Annotated in this window: 18 protein-coding genes and 1 pseudogene; 2 read left to right on the forward strand and 17 right to left on the reverse strand. The window is 47.5% G+C overall.

All coding sequences use genetic code 11. The features are described from left to right. Window positions 1–88: 88 nt before the first annotated feature. The 11 genes and pseudogenes from MTP41_RS03000 to MTP41_RS03050 all read right to left on the reverse strand — a co-directional run. Window positions 89–1,045: pseudogene (locus MTP41_RS03000) on the reverse strand (type IV secretory system conjugative DNA transfer family protein); the annotation flags it as partial. Further along, window positions 1,042–1,533: a PcfB family protein gene (locus tag MTP41_RS03005; RefSeq protein WP_005934796.1), complete on the reverse strand. Its 492-nt coding sequence runs from the start codon at window positions 1,531–1,533 to the stop codon at window positions 1,042–1,044. The pseudogene MTP41_RS03000 and the gene MTP41_RS03005, both read right to left, overlap by 4 nt. A 140-nt stretch (window positions 1,534–1,673) precedes the next feature. Beyond that, window positions 1,674–2,522: a DUF6017 domain-containing protein gene (locus tag MTP41_RS03010; RefSeq protein WP_249236156.1), complete on the reverse strand. Its 849-nt coding sequence runs from the start codon at window positions 2,520–2,522 to the stop codon at window positions 1,674–1,676. A 4-nt stretch (window positions 2,523–2,526) separates the two neighbouring features. Next, window positions 2,527–3,288, reverse strand: coding sequence for a phage antirepressor KilAC domain-containing protein (locus tag MTP41_RS03015; protein ID WP_249236157.1), 762 nt, complete (start codon window positions 3,286–3,288; stop codon window positions 2,527–2,529). Beyond that, complete coding sequence (locus MTP41_RS03020) at window positions 3,281–3,529, reverse strand: hypothetical protein (protein ID WP_119214433.1); 249 nt, start codon at window positions 3,527–3,529, stop codon at window positions 3,281–3,283. Before MTP41_RS03020 ends, MTP41_RS03015 begins: the two co-directional genes overlap by 8 nt. 126 nt (window positions 3,530–3,655) lie before the next feature. Further along, complete coding sequence (locus MTP41_RS03025) at window positions 3,656–3,964, reverse strand: DUF6050 family protein (protein ID WP_033121585.1); 309 nt, start codon at window positions 3,962–3,964, stop codon at window positions 3,656–3,658. A 93-nt stretch (window positions 3,965–4,057) separates the two neighbouring features. Next, the gene (locus tag MTP41_RS03030) at window positions 4,058–4,372 is read right to left on the reverse strand and encodes a recombinase family protein (protein WP_249236158.1); all 315 of its coding nucleotides are present in this window, start codon (window positions 4,370–4,372) and stop codon (window positions 4,058–4,060) included. Then, a complete protein-coding gene (locus MTP41_RS03035) occupies window positions 4,369–6,057 on the reverse strand; it encodes a recombinase family protein (RefSeq protein WP_249236159.1) in 1,689 nt (562 codons plus the stop codon). Before MTP41_RS03035 ends, MTP41_RS03030 begins: the two co-directional genes overlap by 4 nt. Beyond that, window positions 6,041–7,573, reverse strand: a complete 1,533-nt coding sequence (locus tag MTP41_RS03040) for a recombinase family protein (RefSeq protein ID WP_249236160.1) — start codon at window positions 7,571–7,573, stop codon at window positions 6,041–6,043. Before MTP41_RS03040 ends, MTP41_RS03035 begins: the two co-directional genes overlap by 17 nt. Then, complete coding sequence (locus MTP41_RS03045) at window positions 7,570–9,231, reverse strand: recombinase family protein (RefSeq protein ID WP_249236161.1); 1,662 nt, start codon at window positions 9,229–9,231, stop codon at window positions 7,570–7,572. The genes MTP41_RS03040 and MTP41_RS03045 overlap by 4 nt, the downstream gene beginning before the upstream one ends. A gap of 147 nt (window positions 9,232–9,378) precedes the next feature. Continuing rightward, the gene (locus MTP41_RS03050) at window positions 9,379–9,540 is read right to left on the reverse strand and encodes a hypothetical protein (protein WP_249236162.1); all 162 of its coding nucleotides are present in this window, start codon (window positions 9,538–9,540) and stop codon (window positions 9,379–9,381) included. 390 nt (window positions 9,541–9,930) lie between these two features. Between MTP41_RS03050 and MTP41_RS03055 the strand changes: the two genes are divergently transcribed. After that, window positions 9,931–10,323, forward strand: a complete 393-nt coding sequence (locus tag MTP41_RS03055; protein ID WP_249236163.1) for a plasmid mobilization protein — start codon at window positions 9,931–9,933, stop codon at window positions 10,321–10,323. Beyond that, on the forward strand, window positions 10,295–11,902 hold the full coding sequence (locus MTP41_RS03060) for a relaxase/mobilization nuclease domain-containing protein (protein ID WP_249236164.1): 1,608 nt from the start codon (window positions 10,295–10,297) through the stop codon (window positions 11,900–11,902). The genes MTP41_RS03055 and MTP41_RS03060 overlap by 29 nt, the downstream gene beginning before the upstream one ends. Before the next feature lie 152 nt (window positions 11,903–12,054). On the opposite strand, the gene MTP41_RS03065 is transcribed toward MTP41_RS03060, so the two are convergent. The 6 genes from MTP41_RS03065 to MTP41_RS03090 all read right to left on the reverse strand — a co-directional run bounded on the left by MTP41_RS03065 (window position 12,055) and on the right by MTP41_RS03090 (window position 18,752). Continuing rightward, complete coding sequence (locus MTP41_RS03065; RefSeq protein ID WP_249236165.1) at window positions 12,055–12,633, reverse strand: GNAT family acetyltransferase; 579 nt, start codon at window positions 12,631–12,633, stop codon at window positions 12,055–12,057. Further along, entirely contained in the window at window positions 12,630–12,815 is a 186-nt protein-coding gene (locus MTP41_RS03070; RefSeq protein WP_249236166.1) for a hypothetical protein, read from the reverse strand. The genes MTP41_RS03065 and MTP41_RS03070 overlap by 4 nt, the downstream gene beginning before the upstream one ends. Before the next feature lie 142 nt (window positions 12,816–12,957). After that, entirely contained in the window at window positions 12,958–13,749 is a 792-nt protein-coding gene (locus tag MTP41_RS03075) for a YodL domain-containing protein (protein ID WP_249236167.1), read from the reverse strand. Between the two features lie 17 nt (window positions 13,750–13,766). Beyond that, window positions 13,767–14,018, reverse strand: a complete 252-nt coding sequence (locus MTP41_RS03080; protein ID WP_249236168.1) for a transposon-transfer assisting family protein — start codon at window positions 14,016–14,018, stop codon at window positions 13,767–13,769. Beyond that, a complete protein-coding gene (locus tag MTP41_RS03085; protein ID WP_249236169.1) occupies window positions 14,015–18,301 on the reverse strand; it encodes a DUF3849 domain-containing protein in 4,287 nt (1,428 codons plus the stop codon). Before MTP41_RS03085 ends, MTP41_RS03080 begins: the two co-directional genes overlap by 4 nt. Continuing rightward, a complete protein-coding gene (locus MTP41_RS03090; protein WP_249236170.1) occupies window positions 18,291–18,752 on the reverse strand; it encodes an XF1762 family protein in 462 nt (153 codons plus the stop codon). The genes MTP41_RS03085 and MTP41_RS03090 overlap by 11 nt, the downstream gene beginning before the upstream one ends. Window positions 18,753–18,757: the final 5 nt, after the last annotated feature.

Genomic DNA, 18,757 nt, shown 5'->3' on the forward strand with positions numbered 1-18,757 from the left:
CTGTACCTCCTGAAACAAAAATGCTCTAAGTGATTGCTTCACTAACCATGACAAAATCATGATTAAGAAGTCACTTAGAGCATATATCACCAGCCGCCAACTTATATTTGCGGTATTGCTTGACTGCGAAGTGGTCAGGCTCACGGGCTTCCAGCTCGTCGAACATGACATCCACGGGATTTTTGAAGGTCTCATCATCCTCTCTGGCTTCCGAGGCATTGATCATCTCAAGAAGCGTGGTAAAGTTTTTCTCCTGTTCCGGTGCCTCGTACCAGATGTAACCGATGAGGGCTGTGTAGTAGAGCTTTTCCGCCTTGACCCAAAAATCTTCGCCGGACTTATCGCCATCTCCCTTGGTATTGACGATGATGGTATTGACCAATTTGAGGATGTCCTTCTCACTTCGGATGTACGCGAACGGGTTGTAGTGCATGGATTTCCGGAAGTTGATGGTGTTCAGCGACTTGATGACGTAGCCGCCCTTTTCGAGCATTTTGCCGCATTCCACCAGCACCGTACCCTTCGGGTCGGTGACAACATAGCTGCTGTGCATCTGCATCAAATTGGGTTTGACAAAAAATCGTGTTTTACCTGAGCCGGAACCGCCGATGACAAGGATATTTTTGTTGCGGGCGTATTTCGGCTGCTTCGGGCGGCTGTTCATGGTCAGAAACTCCGTCTGTGTCAAAATGACGTTGTTAGCGAACTCCGGGTCCATGTACGGCTTGATGTCCTCCGGCTTGCCCCATCGTGCAGATCCGTATTCTTCGCCCTGCCGGAACTTCTTGCGGTTTTTGCCCTTGACGTAGACCGCCAGCTTGAGCAACACGCCAGCCGACAGACCGATGAGCAGATCAACGGGATGAAAGCTGGGCAGCGGATTTGCGAAGGCAGTGCCGAACACGGCAAAGCCGTTTGTCAGCTTGTCGATGAACTCCGTGCCGGGCGCAAGTCGGAACACGGCGGCAATCTTATCCGCAAAGTAGAAGGCGAAGACATATGGAAGGTTCAGAAGAATGAGCTTCTTCACATCGGGCTTGTTCACAGCTCCACACCCCGATCCTTGGTCTTGACCTTGACTTTCTCCTTGTGCTGTGCCTTGCTCTGGGCTTTCTCCTGATCCAGCTTGTGCCGGATGGACGGCTGTTCCTTCTGCTTGACCGTTTTGGCAGAGAACTCCTTGAAGGCGGCGGTCATGACATCAACGTCCCGTCCCTTGAAGAAGACAAGGTAGCTGGGCGGTTCTACGGAAACGTCCTTCTTGAGCGCAAAGTCCAGACCGTATTTGCTGGCAGTCCGCTCAAAGGACTTGATGTTGCCGTCCGTTACTTCGATGTTGGAGATGGCGGCGTTCTGGCTCATCAGATGCTTTATGGACTGCTTGCCGCGATAGGTTTTGGGCTGCTGCATCTGCTTCTGCGCCTTCTCGATCTCCTGCACGAACTTGTCCAGTGCTTTTTTCAGCACCTCGGCTGAGATTTTTCCGCCCTTGATCATAATTGCAACAACTTTGGTGTTGACTTCATCCTGCATTGCAGTGATACCTCCTTTCCTTGGAATGATTAAAGTGATGTTGCCTCAGCTAAGGCGGCACACCCGGCAGATGAATGAATATGACCATGTAAAGCCCTCCTTTCAGGCATAAAAATAGCCGCCAGCGTTTCGCTTGCGGTTTACCAGCCGTTGAAATCATGATTGACCTTTGCGGAGTAGAAATTGTCCATCGTTGCCGGAGCGTTATAGAGTGTGGTCAGGAGATATGCCCTGATGTTCCGAATGTTGGACGGACATTCCTTCATTGCGTGGAAAACATACTCGATGTGGCTGCTGTCCAGCTTGAGAAAGCGGGACTTGACCACTTGCTGCGGCATATCTTCGCCATTGATGCGGATGGTAGGAGCAGTTGAGCAAACGGCATCCAGCATGATCTCGACAATTTCACCGAGGCGGTCTCCGTCAGGGCGGTCTTTCATAATCTCGTATTCGATGTTCTCTTCGATGATTTCTCTATATCGCTCTCGCTCATCCATCCAATCAATCCCATCATTTCTGCGTCCTGTGCCTGAGTGATTGATAGATGGAGTATTGTTCAAGTGAGTATTTTCTTGGTGTGTAATTACTTGGTTCGTATTTATTTGCATTGGGTTTCCCGATGTCGGGACATCCGTTGCCGGTTTTACCGGTATCGGCTTTTCCGATGACGGTGAATCCAACGCCGGTTTTGACAACTCCGGTATTTCAAAGACAAGATACTCGCTTTGCGCCATTCTGCCGTTTTTGTCCCTACGCTGACGCCTGATGATATAACCGGCATCCTCCAATTCCTGCACAGCAGAGCGAACGCCGTCAATGCCATCCGTATTGAGCTTGGCAAGCCCCTTGAGGGAGTAGTCCCATTCATCCGGAAGGCTGAGGATTTTCGACATCAGCCCAACAGCCTTGAGGGAGAGCTTCTTGTTGCGAAGATGGTGATTGCTCATCATCGTGAAGTTCTCGATCTTGGGGACTCTGAAAACTGCCATAAAATCACCTTGCCATCTTGGGAAGCAGCTCTTCGCCGCACTTTTTCTGGAACTTCATTCGGATGACATCCTTGCCCTTCGGCGTGAAGTAGGTCTGAGAACCGGTGTAGCAGTACGTCACAAAATCGCGGACGATGAACAGTCCGGCATTGCTGTCCTTGTTGTAGGGAAGAAGCTGACCGGAGGGAGAGCGGAACAGGTACTTTTCTCTAAGAAGGAACTGGACGAACTTGCGCTCCGGGATTTTCAGTTCCTTCGCCGTCGTTCGGATATTGGTGCAGTCATCCGGATTGATGAAGGCGTCGTAGTAATCGGCTTTGGGCTTTGCCGTGTTCAGCTCACACTCAAGAGCCTTCACGCGATTCTTTTCCAGAATCAACGCCTGAGCAAACTCCACAATGACCGCAGGTTCCTTCTGAATGCGTTCCAGAAGGGAGTCCGTCATGTAGCCGCCGGTCTTGCGGATGGTGGGGACAACTTCATCGAACAGCCAGTGTTCAAACTTCTCAGCAGCAGGGAGTTTGCTGTGAACAATCAGTCGGTAAACATCGCCCTCCGGTATATAGGAAAGGGACTGCATACCACCGCTTGTAAGGGTGTCCCGTTTTAGGACACCCTTGCAGTGATCAATAATTGCCTTTCCGGGTCGGGCATATCCAAGCGCTTTCGCAATATCTGAACCGCAGAACAGGAGTGTTTCCCCTTCGAGGATCGTTCGCACCTCACCGAACTGTTCATTCTTGAAGACTTCGATTTTGTTATTCATGACTGACTTCCTTTCCGGCAGCAGATGTGCCATTTTGATTTTTGAGAGTAGAAACGGGTTTGCAGCAGTAGGGACACTCTGCAAACACGCAGGACTGATATTTCCAGAAGGGACGATGAAATCGACAGCTTCGGCACTCAGGGAGAATGCCATCCGCGCCGCTGTCAAAATGCTCAAAGCCGGGTGTGGTCTGCATCAGCAATTCGAGTGCTTGCAGATCACCGGCTGTCATGCGTTTCATGCTTAAAAACTCCTTTCCTTCGCCGCATCGCCAGCAAATATTCCGGCTTTTGGGCAACAAAAAAAGAGGGTTTGCTTCTTACTCCAAATTGGAGAAGAAACAAACCCTCTTCGTTTACGATGTAGTTCAGATGATTTCTCGGATGGTATGAATGATACCGAGCAGCAGCCCGATGAAGAAGGCGAGTCCTCCGATGAGACCGCCTATGATTAAGTTCAATGCGAAGATGCCGACTGAGCCGGAGATACCGTAACCGCTGGGAACGAGCCAGAGGCACATCCTCCGGATGCCGAATGGCAAGCCGACGCAGATCCACATAAGGAAGTAGTCACATACGCCGTCAGGCATATAGATCGGCTTGAGAAATGACGCGAGGCAGAACGCAAGCGCGATTGGAAGCACAACCTCCTTCAAGAAGACTTTGATAGCACCCACTATATCCTCCTTCTGCCGGAAGTGTGCAGCAGCACCCTCCGGCTTGCTTGATTATTGTGAAAGTCCTTTGTTTTCGGTCAAAAAAAGAAGGGACTAAGCCAGAATGCCTTGATTTTCAAGGTCTTTCTGATTTAGTCCTATTATCGCACAATAATCTTTTACGATAATGGTATCAATCTCGCCACTGCGCACACCATCCATCATCTTCTGAAAGCCCGGTCTGTCGAAATTGCTGCCTGTGTAACCATCATCCACAAAATCCATCACAGGCAGATTTTGCAGATTCTCCTTGCAGGAAATATACCGTTGGATCAGTTCTTTCTGGTTTTCGATGCTGTTGCTCTTGTCTTTTCCGTCCTTACCCAAATCACCGTCTGCCCTTGAAATGCGCTGATACGCTGCAATCATTTTCCCGCACTCTCCTTTCCAAGGTCTGCAAACACATCTTGAAACCCAAATACAATGCGAACCCGTTTATCTGCACCTACTTCGATTCTCTGCACAAGGGATTTTACCAGCTGAGCATCAAATACAAAGTCATCCAGATGCTCTTCCAGGTTGGATGTCATATTCAGATATTCTCTAATCTGTTGTTCTACTTCCTTCTTTTTGGCTTCTGCTCTCTGCAGTGCTGCCCGCAGGCTGTCATACTGTTTGGAATAATCTTCCCGAATCAGCTGGTAATCTTCGGAATCCACCACGCCTGCCACATAATCCGCATAAAGCTGTTCTCTTTTCTTTGCCATCTGACCAACTTTATCCGTCAGGCTCATAATCTCACTTTTTGCACGGTAGACAGGATTCTGCATATCTTCGATTTTTCTCAGTTCTTCCAGAACCTTACGCTTATCACTGAGCCGAACGATGAAAAAATGCAGCTGATCCATTACCAGAGCTTTTAGCAGTTTTTCCGTAATCAAGTGTCCGATGCACTTATCATCCGCCTGCCTTGCTCTGCAAATATAGTAGCAAACCTTTTTACTTTCTTCTGCTCCATGTGGAAGCCTATCAAAATCCATCGGTCTGCCGCAATCTGCACAGAACACCATTCCGGCAAGATCATTCTGATACTCCGTGCGAATCTGTTCTGATTCTGCTCTTATTTCTTTGTATACTTTCTGATTCTTCGCCAGAATATCCTGCACCTTTTCAAAATCATCCCTTGCAATGATGGCTGGATGTGTATTTCTTGTCACATGCCACTGTTCTTTTGACAAGTTACGTTTGTCCTGCCCTGCAAAAAACTTCCGTGTACTTTTATTGTTGACGGTATCTCCCACATAGGTTTGATTTGCCAACATATGCCGTACCGAGGTTTCGCCCCATTTTTTATAAGTAACGACATCCTTTCCCTCAACAATTTTCCGATGCCACTCCCGTGGGGTTGGAACCTGCAGCAAGGTCAACCGTCTGGCGATTTCAAAAATCGCTACACCCATCAGCACCCACTGGAATATCAACTGTACATAAAAGGCTGTTTCCGGGTCAATCTCATTTCGTTTTGTCACGGGATTCCGAATATATCCAAACGGAGCATCACTTCCGACTGCATAGCCTGCTTCTTTTTTACGCTGCAGGGAAGTCCACACCTTTTTGGAAATGTCTTTCGCATACATGGTGTTGACCATATTCCGAATCGGGAGAGCCAGGCTTTCCATATCCTCTTTGCGCGTACTATCAAAATGATCGGTGACAGCAATCAAGCGAACACCTAGAAATGGAAATACGGTTTCAATATAGTATCCCGCTTCCAGATAGTTACGGCCAAAACGCGATAGGTCTTTTACAACGATACACTTGATTTTTTTCTGCCGCACATCGTTCATCAAACGGGTAAAGGCCGGGCGCTTGAAATTTGTTCCTGTAAATCCATTGTCAAAATACGTATCTACATAATTTAATTCACTGCTACGGTTAATAAAATCCTGCACTAGTGCAATCTGTGTTTCCATGCTTTCGTTATCTTCATCATCTTCCACCGAAAGCCGTCCATAGATTGCAGTTGGTATCTTTTCTTCATCCAATTCTGGGAACTGCACTGAAACCGTTGCCTGTTCCGGTTGGAGCAAATTCTTTCTACTTTTTCGTGCCATCGTCTGTACCCTCCAATTCTATCCGTTCAAGCATCTGCTTCCATTCCTCTGTTTTCATCGTTAGACCGATTTCTGCCTGTCTATCGCCTAAAAATGTAACCACGACCTGTTCAATGTACTTTTTCACAAAATTACGATCCAGTGCCTCTGGGGTCTTATATTGTTCCATCTGCTGAATCCACGGATTTCGCAAACTCAATGCCCGTTCCCATACCGTCGTATTTTCCATGATTGCCGTAAGCTGTTCATTCAACTCTCGATGAGCTTCTTCATAATCCAGCACTTCAGCACGATACTGTTCTTCCGTGATTTCATCGGCCATATAGCTTTCATATAACGGTACACGGCGAAACTGTTCCATATTAAGTTCAGCCAGAATGGTCTTCATCTGCATCGAACTATCAGCTCTTACTTCTTCAATTGCTTTTCTGCCAGCTCCCTGCTGAATTGCGGAGTACATCTTTTCTTCTTTCCGATGTTCTCTCTCCATAGCATCTATCACCTTTTTATATACAGATGCAGCCGGAGCTTTCAATTCCTTTCCATTCTCCTTGTGAGCACGGCAGTAGCTGCAATAGAATAGTTCTTCTCCCGTTTTCTTATCCTTATGCCAATAAAGTGGACGTCCACAGGTACAAATGATGCGCTTTGCAAGAGGATTCGGTTTTTTATATTTTTTCCGAGTTGATATTTTGTTTTCACTCTGCTGCATATTGCAAGGAAGCGCATAAAACCGTTCTTTTGTCATGTACGGCTCATGGCAGTTCTCCGCAATAATCTGACGGCTTCCGTTTGCCGTTGCACCCGTGTATGTTGGATTTCTGAACAATCCCCTCAGATTATCCGATGTCCACAGATCAGATTCTCCCTCATATGGTTTTCCCTGAATTCTTTTTTTGTGCCTCATCGGTGGTTCGACATTCTGTTCATTCAACCATTTTGCAATATCACGCATCTTCTGTCCCGATGCATATCTGGAAAAAGCTTCGCTCAGATACGGAGCAACCTCTTCATCCTTTACCATGTTGCTTTCACCGTTCCTGCGGATATAACCATACGGAACGGAATTGGTCAGCCGGAATCCTGCGCCCTGCTTCTTCCTCCATGCAAACATGATTTCTGCGTGCATCTCGCAGCGTTTCTCCTCAAAATAGTCCTCAACCTCTTTTCGACTGGCAGTTCTGGTATCCAGTCCTTCTTCCAGAACGATCAGATCCACGCCTGTCTCATAGAGAGTTTCCTTGATTGACTGACGCGCCGCCGGGAAGCCAGGCCCACAGTAATACATAGATGCTACAATGATGCAGTCAAATTTTCGCCCCACTCCATCATCAATCATTTTGTCAAATGCCGCACTTGCGTTTTCTGCACCCTTACGGTCAGAATACTTTTTCTGTAAATCGAACTCTTTATGTTCAGCCAGGTATTCTGCAATACGCTGATTCTGGTCGGCAATCGTCAGTTCACCTGTATGGTTTTTCCAAGGCATCGTCCGAGTATAGCTTACACATTTCATACTGTACTCCCCTCCGTTTCTGTTGTCGGAATGCTGTTGCAATATTCCAGTACATTGCGGATTTCCTGGTCGAAGCGATATTGGATGTGAATGTGCTCTTTATCATAGACTGTAATGCTTTCCACCAGTTCTACCAGAACACGGCGATTCAAACTCGTTAAGTTTTGATAGGATTTAAAATCTTCGATCCACGGCAAATGTTCCACATCCAGATTGTTCAGGCTATCCAGCTGACGGTTCATTTCCGCTTTTGCCTTACGGATATTTTCGACTTTTTCATTAAAGGAACGGCTGAACTCTTTATACTCATCCTTACTGACAATGCCGTTGCTCATATCTTCATAAAGCTGACGGCGCAGGGTCTGGTATTTCTGTTCTTCCTGTTCCAGCATTTTCATGTGCTCTTCTACCGATTTTAACCTGCGTTGATTTTTGGGAATCTCGTTGATTTCATCCAGCCGCTGTTCCAATCCACTGATCTGCTGAATTTTTCCCTGCAATGCAGCCAGCACCACTTCTGCTAATTTACTTTCACTGATAAGGTGTGAAGAACAGCCCAGGCCGTTATGATTTGTGATGCAGTGCAGATAAACATACTTCTTTCCATTTTTTGATACAGTGCGCCGCACCATATTCTGTCCGCAGCCCCCGCACCGAACCATACCTGAAAAGAGATTGACTGTCTGCTGTCCTTTCGATGCACAGGTGTCCAGCTTCAAAACTTCCTGTACGGTGTCAAACAATTTCTGTGGAATGATGGCCTCGTGCATATTGGGAACTTTAATCCAGCCGGATTCTTCTACGTCACGGATTTTCTTAATCTTGTAATTGATTTTCTGCCGTTTACCCTGCACCATCGTTCCGGTGTAAACTTCATTTTTCAAAATCCGAAGCACCTGAATCGCCTGCCACTTTGCATGAGTTCCGGCCTTGAAGCCGCTGTGATAATTCAATCCGCACAGACGTTTGTACTCACTGGGAGCCAGAACCCCCTCGCTGTTCAGCTGTTCCGCAATAACCTTTGCGCTCATGCCTTCCAATTTTCTGCGGTAGATAGAACGAACAATTTCTGCTGCGTACTCATCCACCACCAACCGGCTTTTGTTCCGTTCATCTTTGCAGTAACCGTACATTGCATATCCGCCGATGAACTCCCCTTTGCGCCGCTTAATGTCCAACTGGCTCCGAACCTTAATGGAAATGTCCCTGCAGTAGGAATCGTTCAGCAGATTCTTAAAGGGAACAACGATGCTGTCTGAATCACTGCTCTCGGTGTTCGCATTATCGTAATTATCATTGATGGCGATGAACCGAATTCCCATCATAGGAAAAATCTGTTCCAGATACTTTCCCATCTCAATGTAGTTACGGCCAAGTCGAGACAAGTCCTTGACTATGATGCAGTTGATCTTACCGGATTTGATGTCCTCCATCATCTGCGTAAAGCCTGGTCGCTCAAAATTGGTTCCCGTGTAACCATCATCTGCATATTCTCCTACCAAATGCAGTTCTGGTCGTTCTGCAACGAAATCCCGAATCAGTTCTCTCTGGTTTCCGATGCTGTTGCTTTCAGCCTTATCTCCGTCCTCGATGGACAATCTCAGATAGGCCGCTGCCCGTATGTCTTTATTCTTTTCCTTGTAAAAAAACAAAGCCATTAAACCTCCTGTCTCCACGCAATTTGCATGGTAAAATCCAGAAAGTCAATGGCTTTTGATTGCACATATTCACTTAACCCATCTGTATTTTACCAAGCTGTGACGCGAAAATCAAGCTGTAGCGCACAATTTTAAAAAATCTTTTTTTCAGTGTTTCCCCATACTCTGCAAGAGGCAGTCCCACAGTTCACTGCCTTCTGGTCGGAACGATTCATACACGGTGATGCCCTTGATAATGATTTTTCTGTGATAGTCTGGCTCCGTATGCTCCTGCTTTGGCTTTTCGTCAAATCGTTCTTTCTGCTTCATGGAAATCAATCCCCCTTTACTAATATGAATTCAGAAAGGCATCGGGGGATACAGTGTTTGAAAAAATTACAGAAAAATTTGAAAAGTGTATCCTGCATCGGGGCTTCGGATTCATATTTATAGAAGCATCTTTTTTGATGGGCCTGCGGAATACGGCAAAACGCTGGGGCTTTTCTCTCTTAGCGCAAGATTCGCCCATAGTAACTCAAAACTCACTTTCGTGATTTTTCGTTCCCGGCAATCTTGATGGGGATTCCGTTCCCCATTCCCACGGTACGCACAAAATCTTGGATTTTGGCTATCTGGCTCCACATAAATGTGTTCGCAGCCGAACGCCTACGGCTTATCGGGAGTTGCTTCGCAACTATAAAAACGCAGGAGGATCACACTATGGCACGACCCAAAAAGGAAGAAAGCATCAGACGCACCAGCAATGTAATGGTTCGTTTCAGCAGCATTGAATATGAACTGGTGGCCGGATATGCAAAAGATGCTGGTTATCCCATCTCCACTTTTGTGCGCAAGCAGGCTCTATCTGAAAAAGTGACTGTCAACTACAACATCGTTGCCGATATTGGTGAAATTCAGAAGTTGACTGCTCAGGCCGCTGGCATCGGGAATAACCTCAACCAGATTGCCCGCTATTTCCACGGCGGCGGTCTGGCTTCGCACGGAATGTTGGAAGAACTGAAAAAGTGTATTGCGGAAATCCGTGAACTGCGGCAGGAAATCGTTCAGCTTGGAGGTGCATATCGTGGCAATTCTAAAACACATCGCAAGTAAAAATGCCAATTACGGGAGTGCCATCGACTATCTGAAATACCAGCACGATGAGTTTCATCTGGTTCCCGTTCTGGATGAAAACGGGAATATGATGCTCCGGGATGAATTTTACCTTGAAGGATTGAACTGCAATCCTGAAACATTCGACCTTGAGTGCGAACTGTTGAATCAGGAGTATAACAAGAACAACACTTACGATGAAATCAAAAGCCACCATTACATCATCAGCCACGATCCGAAAGACAACACTGACCACAACCTGACTGGTGAGTGGGCGCAGGCCATCGGCATGGAATATGCTAAGGCCAATTTTCCGGGACATCAGGCTTTGGTCTGTACCCACACCGATGGTAAAAATGGCACAGGCAACATTCACACCCATATCATAATCAACAGCCTGCGCAAATTTGATGTTGACCCGCAGCCATTCACCGAGCGTCCTATCGACTGCAGGGCTGGCTACAAGCACCACCTTACCAAAAATTATTTGAAGCACCTTCAGAAATCCTTGATGGATATTTGCCGACGGGAGGGACTGCATCAGGTCGATCTGCTCTCCCCTGCCCCTGACAGAATTTCGCCGCAGGAGTATTACGCCAAACAGCGCGGTCAGCAAAATCTGGACATTGCCAACATGGAGCTTATGATTGAGGGCATCACTCCCATGCACACCACTTTTGAAACGGGCAAAGAAAAAATTCGCAACGCCATTTCGGACATTGCGAAACGTGTCACATCTTTTGAAGAATTTCAAAGACTGCTGAAAGCAGAATACGGGATTTCAGTAAAAGACCATCGTGGACGATTCAGCTATCTTCCTGCTGACCGGCAGAAGTATATCTCTGCCCGTGCGCTGGGTTCCAATTATGACCGCGACAAACTTCTCCGAATTTTTGCAGAAAATGCAAGGACTGCAGAGCAGAACAATCCTCATTGGGCAGTAGACGATCCTATGGCTATCCTGTTCATCAAGTCTGATCTGCGCCTTGTGGTTGACTTGCAGACCTGTGTAAAAGCCCAGCAGAGCCGCGCTTATGCACAGAAAGTAAAAATTTCCAATCTGCAGCAGATGGCCCGGACCGTTGCCTATGTGCAGGAGCATGGATATGATTCTCGTGAGAAGCTTTCCGAAACTGCGGATGCCATCTATACCAAAATGGCAAAAGCGCGCGGCGATGCAAAGCTCACTGAAAGCAAACTGCGAAAAACAAACGAGCAGATTCATTACCTTGGTCAGTATCTCTCCACAAAATCCATTTACGGAGAATTTCTAAAAGCTCCGAATAAGAAGATTTTCCGTCAAGCCCACTCGGACGAACTTGCCCAATATGAGGAAGCACTTCAAATTCTGAAGCAGCACTCGCCTGATGGGAAGTTTCCTACCATGAAAGACCTTCGAGCAGAAAAAGAGCAGCTTACGATTCAGAAGGACGCCCAATACGATACTTACCATTATTTCAAGGATTATCACAAAGAACTCCAGACCGTGTGTGCCAATGTAGACAGCATCCTCGGCACAGAACAAGAAGTGCAGCAGCACGAACAGCAGCACACGCGAAAATATGAGCCATCCCTCTAATCAGTTTTCAAAGTCACCTAAAAACAAAAATAGCCAGCGTATCATGTGGTTCATTCCACACAATACGCTGGCTATTTAGCTGTGCCTGAAAATTTTCAGATAATTCTTCGCTTCTGATTTTCCAATTGGTAGTTATACAAGGGTATCGGCAATCAGAACAATCTTAGCAACTGAATATACTTCACTTGATCTTTATCGGAGTATCTTTCTCCAAAAACTCTAAAGCGATTCTGTTCATTCTCATAGAACGTCAATAACTGCGGCCTTTCTTCGCATTCCAAATAAACCACACCACCACCAATTTCCCGCTGGACAGCAACCAAAATGTTCATTGTCATGTCCATCAGTTCATTGCCAGTAATTTTTTCTGTGTATTGAGCATTCTTTCCAAACTGCGCAATCAGAAACGCTGACAACATATATGTATTGGACTGCTCGTCCAATTTAGCATGACGCTCTATCTTTTTGCGCATTGAGCCAGACAAGCCTTCATTTGTAAGCTGGACTGCCTTGTGTGTCAAAGCGAAAATAGCTGCCAACTGACCTTCTTCATCAATTACCAGATATGTAATAGACATTTTTCGCTTTGCAAATTCCAATGCGTTTTGTTTTACAAAACTTTCAATTTCAAAATTCTTAGGACATGAAAAATCGGAAAGGATGTTTTTCACGGCATCCTCTCCGATTGCATTTAACATATCCAGAATGTTTACTGCCTCATAATGATTCACTTTGCCGAAACCCTCTTTGCCATCAGTTTACGGATTGCCTCAATATCAGTCAGCGGCGGCTTAACTGGCGTTGTCGGCTTCCACGCAGGGTCATGGCTGGATGTTTCAAGCGCGTCAATAAACTTTTCTGCTTTCTTCGGATCATTGATAACAATGTTCGTAAAGATACTCGACGTAGCCATTTATAACACCTCCTATCGTATTATCCGGCATCTCTTTGTTCATCCACTTTCTCATTTATATTATATCCACATCCTTTCAAAAAATCAATATTCTTCAGCCCACACAGTAAAGATTTAACTTTTATGACATATTTACGCCAGTTTAATTCTTACGGCTTCTTTCCTGCTGTCGTTGCTGTTGGGGCTGACTTTTCTGTTTTCGCTCTTCCAGTTTGATGTGCAGGCGGTCAAGGACTGAAATCCGATTTCCGATGATACGCGGTTTCTTCGGATTATTGTTGACACAGCCATCAATCATGTTGTAATTCTGCTCTGTGCCGGATTCTTTGGCCCGTTCTGCGGTGCCATTCTCCAAAAATTTCTGGTGATGCAGCAGTTCCGACTTTTGTTCTCGAAGAAACTTTTCGATTTTCTTCATAACCGAACTGTCAAATCCGTAAATCGTCTGCGCCACCAAAACTCCGCTGTCGTGAAGAACAATGTCCGGTTTTTGCTTTTTTGTCTGTTCACAGACAAGCTGTACAAATCTTTGCTCCTGCACATTCTTTTCGTCAATGACTTTCCATGTATCTGTTTGGCCTTCTATCTGATAGCCGCCCTCATTCAAAATCAAGTAGCTGCCCTCAGCTTTTGGTGCCAGAAAGCCATTGAACTTTACCAGTGCTTCTTTGTCCACATAGTAAAATGCGGTCTTTCCTGCCGCTGTGATTGCGATAACGTCACTGACACCAAATTTTCTGATTTTGAATTTGTCGGGATTCAGGCTTTCCATGTTTTCACGAATTTTCGCCGGGAACAGACCTTGCGATGCTTTAGCGCAATAGCTGATTTCATAATTGTCCGTTGTTATCATAAAGCCGTGTTCGATCTGATACGCATAACTGCGGCAGCGGTATTCCCGATTTTTCTCAGCATCATTGATCTGGTAGATCATAAACATATCTGTTGCCATTATTTCTCTGCCACCCCTGTTTTCTTGTTTGGTTCTTCCGGCCTATACCATTCCAGCTCCAGCCCCTTGAACTGTGGCTCAGTCAACCGCTGCATCTTCGGGATGGTCTGCTGGACAAGCGCAGCCATCTCTGCATCCTCTGCCACAAGCGGCTGAACCTCTGTCAACACCTGAATCGTATCTTTGAGTGTCGGCTGTTCAAACATCGCCATCAGCATCAATTCCAGTTCATCAAAGCGTACATTGCTCATAACTCCATTCCTTTCGTTTTTGCTTTCTTCGGCTTGTCCTGTTCCTGTGCAGGCTGCTCCTGCTTTTTGGCTTTCAGACTGCGCAGGGCATCCAGAACAGACTTTTTCGTGTTGCTGCGTTCCTGCTCCTTACTCTGCTGCCGTGCCGCCATCAGCTTTTCCATATCAGAGATAGCCTGCTGCACCAGCTTATCATCCCTGAAGTAGTTGATGGAGTTGATGTTCTCGCGCTGCACTTTATCGTTCACGACCAACTCATACATTCCAACAAAACCGCCATCTTCCTCGATGCAGAATCCAATGCACTTGTCAGCGTTCATCCGTTCGGACGGAATCTTGTCGTAGACTTCCAACGCTTCCTCCATTGTCAGATGGTCGTGGAACTCTCCTGCAAATGTGAACTCCAAACACTCCGCAACATAAAAGCTGAGCGTTTCCTCCGGCGCAGGTCTTTCTGCAGCGAGCTTTTCTTTCAAAACTTCTGCCTGCTGTTCAGCCACCGTATCGGCCTGTTCCCGCAGCTCTGCCGCGTCCATGACTTTACCCTCTGCCGCATCGCAGCTAAACGCTGCCAGCAACTCCGTCATAGCCTCCTGCACAGACTTATCTCCGTCCGTTTCAAGGACACCGCCATCCCGTTCCGTGAAGTCCTTATTATATAAGGTATAGTCGAAGCCATCGTCACAGGTCTGGATATGGAAATAGGCATCTGGCAATTCATAGGCCAGCTCCACATCCTGCACAGCTAAGGCCCCCTGTAACGGCTGGACAACATGATTCTGGATATACGGGTTATCCCAGCCCGGAACCGTTTTATAGTCCTCTACGATGGTGTCAATGCCGTTCCTGCACTGCAAAACATCCAGTGAACCCGGCAGAGGATCAGGATTCTTCTCCACGCCCAAGGCTTTCATGTAATGGTTCGGAAGGGCCTGATACTGCGACATTGCATCGTCCAGATTGCCGAACCGCTCAATTTTCAAAGGCGCGGCCTGCAAATTCTCGACCACATAGAACTGCTTCACGAAAGGCTGCTCCTGTTCCCGTTTTTTCTGCGCATCCAGTTCATCCCGGTACATCGTCACAAAGCCATCCAAAACAGCCGGATGACTGTCAACCACCCAATCCGTGCGGAACGTCATACGCTCTACGTTATGCTCCGGGGTGCTGACCTGCTCTGCCCATTCCTTGTTGCTGTGAGAAAAGCGGCCATCATAACTTTTGTGGTGCAAGGTGTTTGCCAGGATGTAGCCCACACGTTCCATGCCGTACTGCCGCACCACCTGATCGACTACACCATCGCCAAGGTACATTCCATCATAATTGTCCGCAATCGCTTCATGGATTGCCTGCTTGCACTCGCTGTTCAGCCGATAGGATGTACGGTATAAATCCACCTCGTCATTTTCTTTGGCATAGCTGAACGGCTCATAGTAGACAGGCACATCCGAATAGTCCTGTGCGCTGTTGTCCGGCACAGGCGCAGCCTTTTCAATGATCTCCGATACCACATCTTCTTTTTTCGGCATATTCCATTTTTCAGAGAAATATTTCTGCACAGCCTCCTGAAAATCTTCATCGAAGCCGTTCCACAAATCCTCTGCCACCAGCTTGCCCTGCTCATTGACTGCAACACAGGCCGCCATATCGCCGTGTTCCTCATGCTCCAGCAGGAAGAACTTTTCGCCGCCGACTTCTGTTTCATCAACGGAATACCATGTACCGATATGCCCCTCGACTGTGATGTGGTCGGAATCGCCGTGAATCAGACCCTTCCTTTTCTGCTGCTGTTCCTCTATGAACTCTCGCACGGTCAACTCTGCGCCTGTGAAGTTCAGCCCTTCCTCGCCAAGTTCCAGCCGCCCCTCTGCGCCAAGGTCAAGTTCTTCGGCCATCAAAACAGATGCCGCATGGTTCACCACCACAGTTTTCTCCACCGTAATAGGCTGGCCGGGGTCATAGTCTGAGCCGCGCAGATCATAGCGATATAAGCCCTCCGGCACATCTTCATCCCGCAGTCGCCCATTACTGAAAAGGCCCGGCTTATCAAAGATTTCGATTTCCTGCAATTTTTCCTTCAAAAGGTTCTCTTTCTGCAAATCCATATTCCTTTCCTTGAAAAAATCCGGCAGTTCCGCAAAACCGATGCTGTCCACATAGTAGGCTTTGACTGTACCGCCATCATTGAGTACCACCACGTCACTGACCGACAGCGAATGTCCGGTAAAATCCGCTGGACGCTGGATATTGAAGCGTTCGTAAATAGCTTCCAGCGTATCATTTTCCGTAAGTGGTGCGGTATAGACCAGTTCATAGTCTGCACAGTTTACTTCCATCCCGTGCCGCTTTACAAAATCCAGATTCATAAAGCGGTAGTCGTGTTCCGGGTCACGGGCAGTGATCTGGTAGATGCCAAACTGCTTTTCGCTGCCGGAAAGCAGCTTCTGCTCCTTAACTACTGCATCCATACGAGTTATCAGTTCTGCCGCCTTTTCTGCGGACTCTCCCTCTGATTCCTCCACTGCGGCTTGCAGCCATTCCCTGATCGTCTGAACATCCCCAGCCTGAATCTGTTCTTTCAGTGCTTCAACTGCCTGCTCCCGATCCTCTACGCTGTCCTTATAGTGGTAAAAATCGAAGTTAAAGGCATAATCGTCAAGGTCTACTGCCAGCTTTTCAACGGGTGCTTTCTCGCCGTTTTCCATTGTTTTCTGCTTGTCCTTTTCCAAATCTTCCTTAGCAATCTGGAAATAGTCACTTCCACGTTCGATTTCTTCACGCCCTGTGACAAGAACTGGCCACGGGCTGATACGGATAAGATAAATCTGCTTGCCCTCATCAAACAGCCGCAGAGCCTGTTCACGGTTTATCACTGTCAGCGGAAAGTCCGGGTGCGCATACTCGTCCTCTGCATAATCTCCCCGTTGTTCCAGCAGAATCGCATCCCATGCGTCTGCCTTAATGCCGAAAATACCATCGTGCTGCTCGATTCCCTCTTGACTTGCATAATCACCTGCCGTTCCATCACGGAACAGCGGATAAATTCTCTCACCCAGCCGATGCCATTCCCGTGCGCCCTCTTTCGTCAGCGGCAGTACATCATCGTGCAGATAGCCATAATCGTGCATTTCCGAAAGGCCAATCATCCCATCCGGGAGATTTTCGATTTTCTCCTGTGCATCATACATCAGGCGGTTGGCTTCTTCTTTGTCATCCTCGGCCAGTGCAGCCGCCAGACCGTTCACCAGTTCTTCCGTTGCTGCCCGATCATCCAGCTTGAAAGCAAAATTCACGATGAGATTTCGCTGCTCATCATCAAAAATCGTTTTTTCCTGCTCCTTATTGGCAATCAACTTTTCCGCATACTGCATCGCGGTCATGCGCTCTGCGCTCCTTTCTGCGACTGCCGCTTCCAGTTTTTCCAGAAAGTCGGCTGCGGTCAATCGAATCGTATCCATCGAATCTTTCAGTTCCTTCATCTCCTTGCCGCTGGCCCAGCTTGCCACATACGGGAAAGAATAGTCGGACGTATCAATTCCAAGTGCCGAGCAGACCGTAAACGCAATACTCTCGGCTTCGGTTTCTTTCGTGAGCCTGTTTTTTTCTTCGCCGCGCTGCTTCATCGAATCGCTGTTATGCAGCATCGCATGTGCGACTTCGTGGATCATCGTCTTTATGGTCTGGCTCTCGCCCATGCCGACCTGAATGCAGATTTCTTTGTCGGCATCACTATAATAGCCTTTAGCTTCCCCTTCGATTTCATCAAATCGCATCGGCACAGGCGATACCTGCTCGATTGCCGCCGTAAGCAGCGCATAGTCTTTGACGCTAGCCGTCAATTCGTTCACTTCCAGCGACGGAATCGGTTCCCCATCGGTCTGTGAAACATCAAAAACTGTCGTCAATCGAAACCTCGGAATAACATACTCCACACGTTCCATTTCCGGCTCACCGTTTTCGTTCAGCACAGCCAAACCCGTATCCTTGTCGATTTTCTCCCGTTCTTCCACTTCCTTGATGGGAGCCGGAGCAATGATCTGGATGCCCTTTTCGCCTTTTTTGACGTAACGGTTAAATTTATTCTTCCATGCGTTAAACCCTGCCACCAGTGTGGCATCAGGCCGCTGCATCGCAATCAGCAGCGTATTGTTGAAGCTGTAATTGTGGAATTTTGCCATCGTGCGCAGGTACGTCGTGTACATTTCCGATGTAAAAATATCCTTTACGCCCTGCTCCAGCCGTTCCGTGATTTCTTTCATCTGCTGTTTGCGGTCAACTGCCATGCAAGCCCTCCTTTTTCTTGACCCATCGTGTTTTCATCTGGCGCGGATACTGGTTGGCCTGTTTCGGTGCTTTTGCGCCGTTCCATTCCAATCCTCCAGCTCTGCCCTCACAGGTGTACCCGGCAGCTTTCAGGGATGCACCATTTTCCGTATCCAGAATGTAGGTGATCACTTTGTTGTAGCCCATTGCCCGTGCTGCGCGGTATGCCGCCGCGTACAGGATGCTGCAAGCGTTCGGTGTTCCATCCGTACACAAGCGGTTGACTTCCAGCGTATAGCCATCATCCAGCCGCCGCGCCACTGGCCTGCCGCAGATAGCAACGCCCACCAGCGCACCATTATCCGATACGCCGATGGAGAACTTATGCCCCCGCGTCGGTTTATGGTGGCGGTGATGCTGCTGCACAAATGCGTTTGCCGTTTTCAAATTGATCGGTGTTAATGTCAGCAAATGCC

The sequence above is a fragment of the Faecalibacterium sp. I4-3-84 genome (genome assembly GCF_023347255.1).
In the GTDB taxonomy this organism is placed as follows: Bacteria; Bacillota; Clostridia; order Oscillospirales; family Ruminococcaceae; genus Faecalibacterium; species Faecalibacterium taiwanense.

Excerpts from the sequence above, each read along its gene's own strand:
- MTP41_RS03030 (WP_249236158.1), bottom strand. The coding sequence starts at position 4,372 with ATGATTGCAGCGTATCAGCGCATTTCAAGGGCAGACGGTGATTTGGGT.
- MTP41_RS03085 (WP_249236169.1), bottom strand. The coding sequence starts at position 18,301 with ATGGCAGTTGACCGCAAACAGCAGATGAAAGAAATCACGGAACGGCTG.
- MTP41_RS03035 (WP_249236159.1), bottom strand. The coding sequence starts at position 6,057 with ATGGCACGAAAAAGTAGAAAGAATTTGCTCCAACCGGAACAGGCAACG.
- MTP41_RS03005 (WP_005934796.1), bottom strand. The coding sequence starts at position 1,533 with ATGCAGGATGAAGTCAACACCAAAGTTGTTGCAATTATGATCAAGGGC.
- MTP41_RS03045 (WP_249236161.1), bottom strand. The coding sequence starts at position 9,231 with ATGGCTTTGTTTTTTTACAAGGAAAAGAATAAAGACATACGGGCAGCG.
- MTP41_RS03040 (WP_249236160.1), bottom strand. The coding sequence starts at position 7,573 with ATGAAATGTGTAAGCTATACTCGGACGATGCCTTGGAAAAACCATACA.
- MTP41_RS03080 (WP_249236168.1), bottom strand. The coding sequence starts at position 14,018 with ATGAGCAATGTACGCTTTGATGAACTGGAATTGATGCTGATGGCGATG.
- MTP41_RS03010 (WP_249236156.1), bottom strand. The coding sequence starts at position 2,522 with ATGGCAGTTTTCAGAGTCCCCAAGATCGAGAACTTCACGATGATGAGC.
- MTP41_RS03015 (WP_249236157.1), bottom strand. The coding sequence starts at position 3,288 with ATGAATAACAAAATCGAAGTCTTCAAGAATGAACAGTTCGGTGAGGTG.
- MTP41_RS03075 (WP_249236167.1), bottom strand. The coding sequence starts at position 13,749 with ATGATCTACCAGATCAATGATGCTGAGAAAAATCGGGAATACCGCTGC.
- MTP41_RS03050 (WP_249236162.1), bottom strand. The coding sequence starts at position 9,540 with ATGAAGCAGAAAGAACGATTTGACGAAAAGCCAAAGCAGGAGCATACG.
- MTP41_RS03070 (WP_249236166.1), bottom strand. The coding sequence starts at position 12,815 with ATGGCTACGTCGAGTATCTTTACGAACATTGTTATCAATGATCCGAAG.
- MTP41_RS03020 (WP_119214433.1), bottom strand. The coding sequence starts at position 3,529 with ATGAAACGCATGACAGCCGGTGATCTGCAAGCACTCGAATTGCTGATG.
- MTP41_RS03055 (WP_249236163.1), top strand. The coding sequence starts at position 9,931 with ATGGCACGACCCAAAAAGGAAGAAAGCATCAGACGCACCAGCAATGTA.